Below are 5,654 nucleotides of genomic sequence, written 5' to 3' on the forward strand. Positions count from 1 at the left end.
ACCGAGCGGACACACTTTTTGTCACTTAACCCCCGCAATGCCCCGGCTCGCGCTGCACTGCCAGGTAATAAAACAAAAAGACCCGCACCTACAAGGTGCGGGTCTACATGGTGCGCCCGAAGGGATTCGAACCCCTAACCTTCTGATCCGTAGTCAGATGCTCTATCCGTTGAGCTACGGGCGCGTGTGGCGGAGGCGAGAGGATTCGAACCTCCGGCCCGTCGCAAGACAGGCAACTCCTTAGCAGGGAGCCCCATTCGGCCGCTCTGGCACGCCTCCAAAACCACTGGCATCGGTCCCGCTTCAGCAAAGCTGTTCGCCATTGCGTGGACGAGACCAAATAACCGCAGCCAATCCTACAGAACACAAGAATTGAAAAGCAAAACACCCGCGGAGCCACCAAATACGGCGCCACAAATAGCGACCACACCTTGGGATTTTGCGGGGATTCTGTACTGCCCAATCCGGGCCATGTTCTACAGTTAGGCCTATGACCAACGATGCATCTTCAGTTCAGCCCAAAACCCGCGCCGACCTCGAGCAGGTTCCGGCCTATGTCCCGGGCAAGGCTGTGCCCGGCGCGCTGAAGATCGCGTCCAATGAAATGACCCAACCGCCACTGCCCTCGGTGGTGGAGGCCATCTCGCAGACCATCGCTGACCCAACCACCAGCCCGAACCGCTACCCGGACATGGGCGCGGTTGACCTGCGCATTAAGCTCGGCGAGCATCTGGGTCTGCCCCTGGAGCAGGTCGCGGTCGGCTGCGGCTCCTCTGCTCTGTGCCTGCAGCTCGTACAGGCCACCTGTGCGGATGGGGATGAGGTCGTGTTCCCGTGGCGCAGCTTCGAGGCCTACCCCATTCTCGCTCGCGTCGCTGGGGCTACTCCGGTGCCGGTGCCGCTGGATGCGCAGGGTCGCAATGATCTTTCGGCAATGGCTGCCGCTATCACCGGCCGCACACGCCTGGTTTTCGTCTGTAATCCCAATAACCCGACGGGCACGACCATCACTCGCGAGGCATTCGCGGAGTTTATGGCGCAGGTTCCGGGCGATGTTGTGGTCGCTCTCGACGAGGCGTACATCGAGCTGGTAGACGAGGCCACTCATGCTGCTACCCCGTTGGCGCATGAGCTGCTGGATACCTACCCCAACCTGGTTGGCCTGCGCACATTCTCCAAGGTCTACGGTTTGGCCGGGCTTCGTGTGGGCTACATGTTCGGCCCGGAGAAGCTTGTGGAGGCCGTGAATAAGGTCGCTATCCCCTTCTCCGTAAACACTCTCGCGCAGATTGCCGCGCTCACCTCGCTCGACGCACAGGAAGAGCTCACCGCCCGCATTGCTGAGGTCCGCGCACAGCGCGTCGCCGTCACAGAGGCCATCAACGCCGCCACCGGCCGCGAGACGGTGCTGCCGAACTCGCAGGCCAACTTCATTTGGATTGACGAGGGGCGGATCGCGAATCTCTCTTTGCTTGACGACGTCTCGGTGGCCACCACCACGGATCTCGGTGACTTCCTGGCGCAGCGCAACATTCTCATCCGCTGCTTTGCCGGCGAAGGTGCTCGCATCACCATCACTACTGAGGAAGAGACCTCGCAGCTGCTGGCTGCGCTAGGAATTGAGCGCTAACAGCTATCGCTCAGCTAGCAGCTACCGGCGCGGCCGGTGGTCGCGCCACCGCTGCGCTCAATCGCCTTTGCGATGCGGTCAAGCATTTGCTGGCCGGTCTCATAGGTGCCGTCGTCAGGCTGGGCTGCGATAGCGACACCAACGAAGGTGCCCGGCTTCTTGCCCGGCAGATAGCCGAACTGCCGCACAAGGTAGACACCTTCATCATCTGGGCCCCACCCACCCTTGAAGTGGGCACCGCGGATGCGTCCGAGGCCGTAGGACTGCTCGTCGGCAATCTGTCCCATGAGGTCAGCGACCTTTGGGCCCGCCTCGATGCACTGCAAATTGGCGCCGAAAATAGCCTGGTCGCGCAAATCCCACTGCGTCTGCCCGAAGACGGTGTATTCCGCACGGATGCGGTCAGTGCCCATGACGGTGCGGGTGTCGTGGCCCTCTCGGAGAATCTCGTCGGTGGTCGCGCCCGCGGTCGCGTCATCGCCCAGGGAGTACCACATGGACTCAGCCGCATCGTTATCGGAAACCGTGATTGCGGCTTCGACCAGGGAATCCACGCCCGATTGGCGCACATAAGCCACCGCAATCGGCACCTTGGAGGTAGACCAGGCCGGACCCGTTTTGAAGTCACCTGTGGCAACCACTTCGGAATCCTTATCCGGCGTTGCCAGAGCGGCGCCGGCCAGACCACCGAGTTCCTTTTGCGCGGACTTCACTGCCTCGACAACTTCGCGAGGCATCTCACCGGGCACAACTTTCCCGTCGGAGGATGCTCCGCCGGGGCCGTCGTCAAGCGGATTGGATAGCGTCGGCGACGGCATGTCCGCCGAGTCGGTGCCGATGGTGCAGGCGCTAAGGCCGAGCGTGACGACGGCGGTTGCGGCCAGAGCTACTCGGAGACGTTTAGACAATGTGCACCGTCGCATTCGTACCGCCGGTACAAGTGACAACCTCACCGTTATCGCGGCAGGTCATGCTGTATGTCTTGCCTGTTGTTGGGCTGCTAGCGGTGACAGTACCGTTGAGCTTCTTCGTAAGTTGATACTGCTCAACGAAGGAATTGCGGACGTTGGTGGCAAACTGACAGGTCGTCGTGTTACCGCCGACATCTTCTGCATATACCAAGTTCAAATCACCCGGATCGCCTGAGCCGGAGCAGTGGCGCCAATTCGATGGCGGCTGGAACCCTTCAGCGCGACGCTTCTGCTCAGCAGTCGACGACGTGGAGGAATCCTCAGCACTAGCGGACTGAACCGACTGGGGCGAGTTGCTGCCGGCCGAATTCACTCCCTTCGAATCGGAGAAGTAGAAGTAAGCCATTGCGCCGACGAAGAGAGCGACCGCAACGAGTGCCAGGACAATAACCGCGATGGTCAGCCCCTTGTTGTCATTGCGCGGCGCAGCAGCCGGACCAGCTTGCGGACCTGGAACATAGGGGGCAGGGCGGTATGGTTCAGGCTGCTGGGACTGTGGATACTGCTGCTGCAGATACTGGGTCTGCCCCTCAGGCTGCTCCCACTGTGCCCCATCCACAGCGCTCCACGCATTTGCCGGCGTATCAGCGGAGGGTTGATCATCTGACGTGCCCGGATTTATGCTCCACTCACCGAACGAGTCGTCCGAGTGGTTGCTCCGATTCGTTGCCATTGTTCGACCTTTTCCCTCAATACCGTCCGCCAGTATGACGCTGGGTTTGTATTACAGCAAGACCGAGCTTACCGGTTTTGGCAATTTGCCCGTATTGTTTCAGGCCACAGTACACGTTGGTCGGAGCAATTAAATTACCTCCGAAAACTACCTGTGGCAGATTTCGGACACACGAAACCCCCGACCGCATGCGACCGGGGGTTACGTTCTGCAATTCGCTCTCTATCCGGGGGAAGTTTTTACTTATCCCTCAGAGAGAACTGCCGCTAATCGCGACCTCGAACAGTCGTTAGAACGGCCACCACGACGGCTTCGCATTCTTGTTCACGACTACCTTTTCGCCGCCAACGACCCAGTTCGCGGTCGGGTTAAAAGCCGCGCCCAAGTTGGCGTAGCCGCCGTTGTCGAACTCACCTTCATAGCCTGGAGCCCTGTACGTGAAGTCAACGGAGACAGACTTCGAACTGCTGACAGTCGGGTTGTCCTTGAAGACACCGAGGAAGCCGCCCTCCGTCCAAGACAGGCGCACCTGACGATTACCGTTGCGCTCGGTGTTGACGTACTCCCCCTCCTTCAGCGTGTAAATACCGCCACCGAGGATATTGTCCTGCGACTGGCGAGTCACACGAACGAGCTCAAAGTCAGCCGGGATGTTGTGGCCGATTCCCCGCAGTTTGCCTTCGCCATTGACGCCGACGACCTCAATACGGATGGTGACCTCGTCACCCGGTCGGACCTCCTTACCGCGGATAATCTGCGAGTAAACATCAGCAGACCAAATCGGGCCACCGACAGTGCCGAGCTTCACCTTCGGGGCGCTCGAGCCCGGCAGGGTCAGACCAGGCGAATTAAGTCCTGGCGAGTTCAGACTCGGCGAGGGCAGACCCGGGGACTGCGCCATGGCAGGAGCGCCGAAACCGAAGGTCAAGCCAGCTGCGAGGGTAACTGCGGCAATGGCGGTACGGGAGCGACGTCGCGGACGAGAGGCCTTAGTGGTCTGGGCGTGTGCGTTGTACATGTTGAGAAGCTTTCTGTGAGACCTGAGAACTATCGAGATGAAAGTGCGCAGATGGAAACTACTTAGCGGTTAATGCCCGGCGACGGCAGCCCCGGCGACGGCAGCCCCGGGGACTGGAAGCCCGGCGACTGCAGGCTCGGGGAGCCCAGCGAGCCACCCGGAACACCCGGAATACCCGGAGCCGGCGCCTCCCGCTTCACAGTGAGCTTCGGCCCCATGTCATGCAGCTTCTCCACCTTGTCGCCTGGGTTGAAGTGGATTTCGGTTCCCGTATTCAACGCACCGTCGGCAATCGCGTCCGTGACGCGGTACTGCCACTTGAAACTCACAGTCGACGTGGTCGGGGAGCCCCATGCCTGAAAGATGGTGCCGGCCTTAAACTCCACCGCACCGTTGTTAACGATTTCCAGCCACTTATCCGACTCGTTCGGATCCGCCCAGTCATCGCTGCCGACCTTGTACGTCGCCGAGTTGGCCACGTACTGCAGGCCGTTCGGAATGACATCGGTCATGCGCTGAATGTAGGACTTCGCACCCCAGATGTTGTTGTCCGTGTAGGTCAGAGTAAAGGTCACGACATCGCCAGGCTTGACGACGGCACCCGCGACACCATTGACCTCAACGGATCGCGTCACATTGGAGTTCTTCCAGCTATGCGTCGCGCTGGAGGAACCAGTACCGGTGACTTCGCCAATGGCGTCGGTGACGGTCTGAGTGATGGAATCAATGCTCGGCAGTTCCTGAGCATGTGCGGTATTACCGAATCCCGCAAAGGTCATACCTGCGGCTAGAGAGAGTGCAGCAATGCGAGCAATGCTGCGGTTACGTACGGTGCGAGTTGCCATCTGTCACGGGCTCCTTTTAACGATGCGAAGACTTGTGGTCGGAGTAGGCCAACATGGGGGTTCTCCAGTAGGAATGCACGCGTGATGCATCGGCGTGCGATTCACTTGGCGATAGTTAATACGACACCTATCGACGGCGGCAACAAGTAGCCATTTTTCGAACATCAACCTAAAAATCGAAAACTATGTCGCCACATCGGTCACACCAGTCACATGTCCGCACATGCGTTACAGGTTTGGGCCGGCTGGAATACTTTTAACTATAGAAATACACACTGCCCTGAAATGGCTATTCCCCACCGCTGCCGAAATTGACCCCATTTTCCATCCCGCGACAAAACACCCCAGCTTGCCCCCTGTAACGCTGTTCAGGGGTATCCAAAGAGCCCAATTACATGCCCGTCCGACCACCCCATAACGGGGTTAACCACGAAAACCGCCCAAAGGTCCAACTATCCGTCGCCGACCTCAGTACATACGCCAAGGGTTAAGTGACAAAAAGTGTGTCCGCTCGGTG

At 59.5% G+C, this 5,654-nt stretch carries 5 protein-coding genes and 2 tRNA genes; 1 reads left to right on the plus strand and 6 read right to left on the minus strand.

Translation table 11 applies throughout. From position 1 onward, the window contains the following. Positions 1–108: 108 nt before the first annotated feature. A tRNA-Arg gene (locus HMPREF2849_RS06225) sits at positions 109–184 on the minus strand. 3 nt (positions 185–187) lie between these two features. Continuing rightward, positions 188–279, minus strand: a tRNA-Ser gene (locus HMPREF2849_RS06230). 211 nt (positions 280–490) lie between these two features. On the opposite strand from HMPREF2849_RS06230, the gene HMPREF2849_RS06235 reads away from it, so the two are divergent. After that, entirely contained in the window at positions 491–1,630 is a 1,140-nt protein-coding gene (locus HMPREF2849_RS06235; RefSeq protein WP_070862748.1) for a histidinol-phosphate transaminase, read from the plus strand. 14 nt (positions 1,631–1,644) lie between these two features. Here the strand turns inward: HMPREF2849_RS06235 and HMPREF2849_RS06240 are convergent, their stop codons facing one another. From HMPREF2849_RS06240 to HMPREF2849_RS06255, 4 genes are all read right to left on the minus strand, one after another. After that, positions 1,645–2,538 carry a hypothetical protein gene (locus HMPREF2849_RS06240; RefSeq protein WP_101688002.1) on the minus strand — a complete coding sequence of 298 codons (894 nt, stop codon included), beginning with the start codon at positions 2,536–2,538 and terminating at the stop codon, positions 1,645–1,647. Then, on the minus strand, positions 2,531–3,274 hold the full coding sequence (locus HMPREF2849_RS06245) for a hypothetical protein (protein WP_070862749.1): 744 nt from the start codon (positions 3,272–3,274) through the stop codon (positions 2,531–2,533). Before HMPREF2849_RS06245 ends, HMPREF2849_RS06240 begins: the two co-directional genes overlap by 8 nt. Before the next feature lie 289 nt (positions 3,275–3,563). Beyond that, a complete protein-coding gene (locus HMPREF2849_RS06250) occupies positions 3,564–4,292 on the minus strand; it encodes a hypothetical protein (RefSeq protein WP_016421837.1) in 729 nt (242 codons plus the stop codon). A gap of 62 nt (positions 4,293–4,354) precedes the next feature. Next, positions 4,355–5,137 (minus strand): DUF11 domain-containing protein, encoded by a 783-nt coding sequence (locus tag HMPREF2849_RS06255; RefSeq protein ID WP_070862750.1) that lies wholly within the window; start codon positions 5,135–5,137, stop codon positions 4,355–4,357. Between the last annotated feature and the right edge of the window lie 517 nt (positions 5,138–5,654).

The sequence above is a fragment of the Corynebacterium sp. HMSC073B01 genome (assembly GCF_001838255.1).
Classification (GTDB): Bacteria; Actinomycetota; Actinomycetes; order Mycobacteriales; family Mycobacteriaceae; genus Corynebacterium; species Corynebacterium jeikeium_D.

Bases quoted from the DNA above. Each gene is read 5' to 3' on its own strand.
- HMPREF2849_RS06235 (WP_070862748.1), top strand. From the start codon at position 491: ATGACCAACGATGCATCTTCAGTTCAGCCCAAAACCCGCGCCGACCTC.
- HMPREF2849_RS06245 (WP_070862749.1), bottom strand. From the start codon at position 3,274: ATGGCAACGAATCGGAGCAACCACTCGGACGACTCGTTCGGTGAGTGG.
- HMPREF2849_RS06250 (WP_016421837.1), bottom strand. From the start codon at position 4,292: ATGTACAACGCACACGCCCAGACCACTAAGGCCTCTCGTCCGCGACGT.
- HMPREF2849_RS06255 (WP_070862750.1), bottom strand. From the start codon at position 5,137: ATGGCAACTCGCACCGTACGTAACCGCAGCATTGCTCGCATTGCTGCA.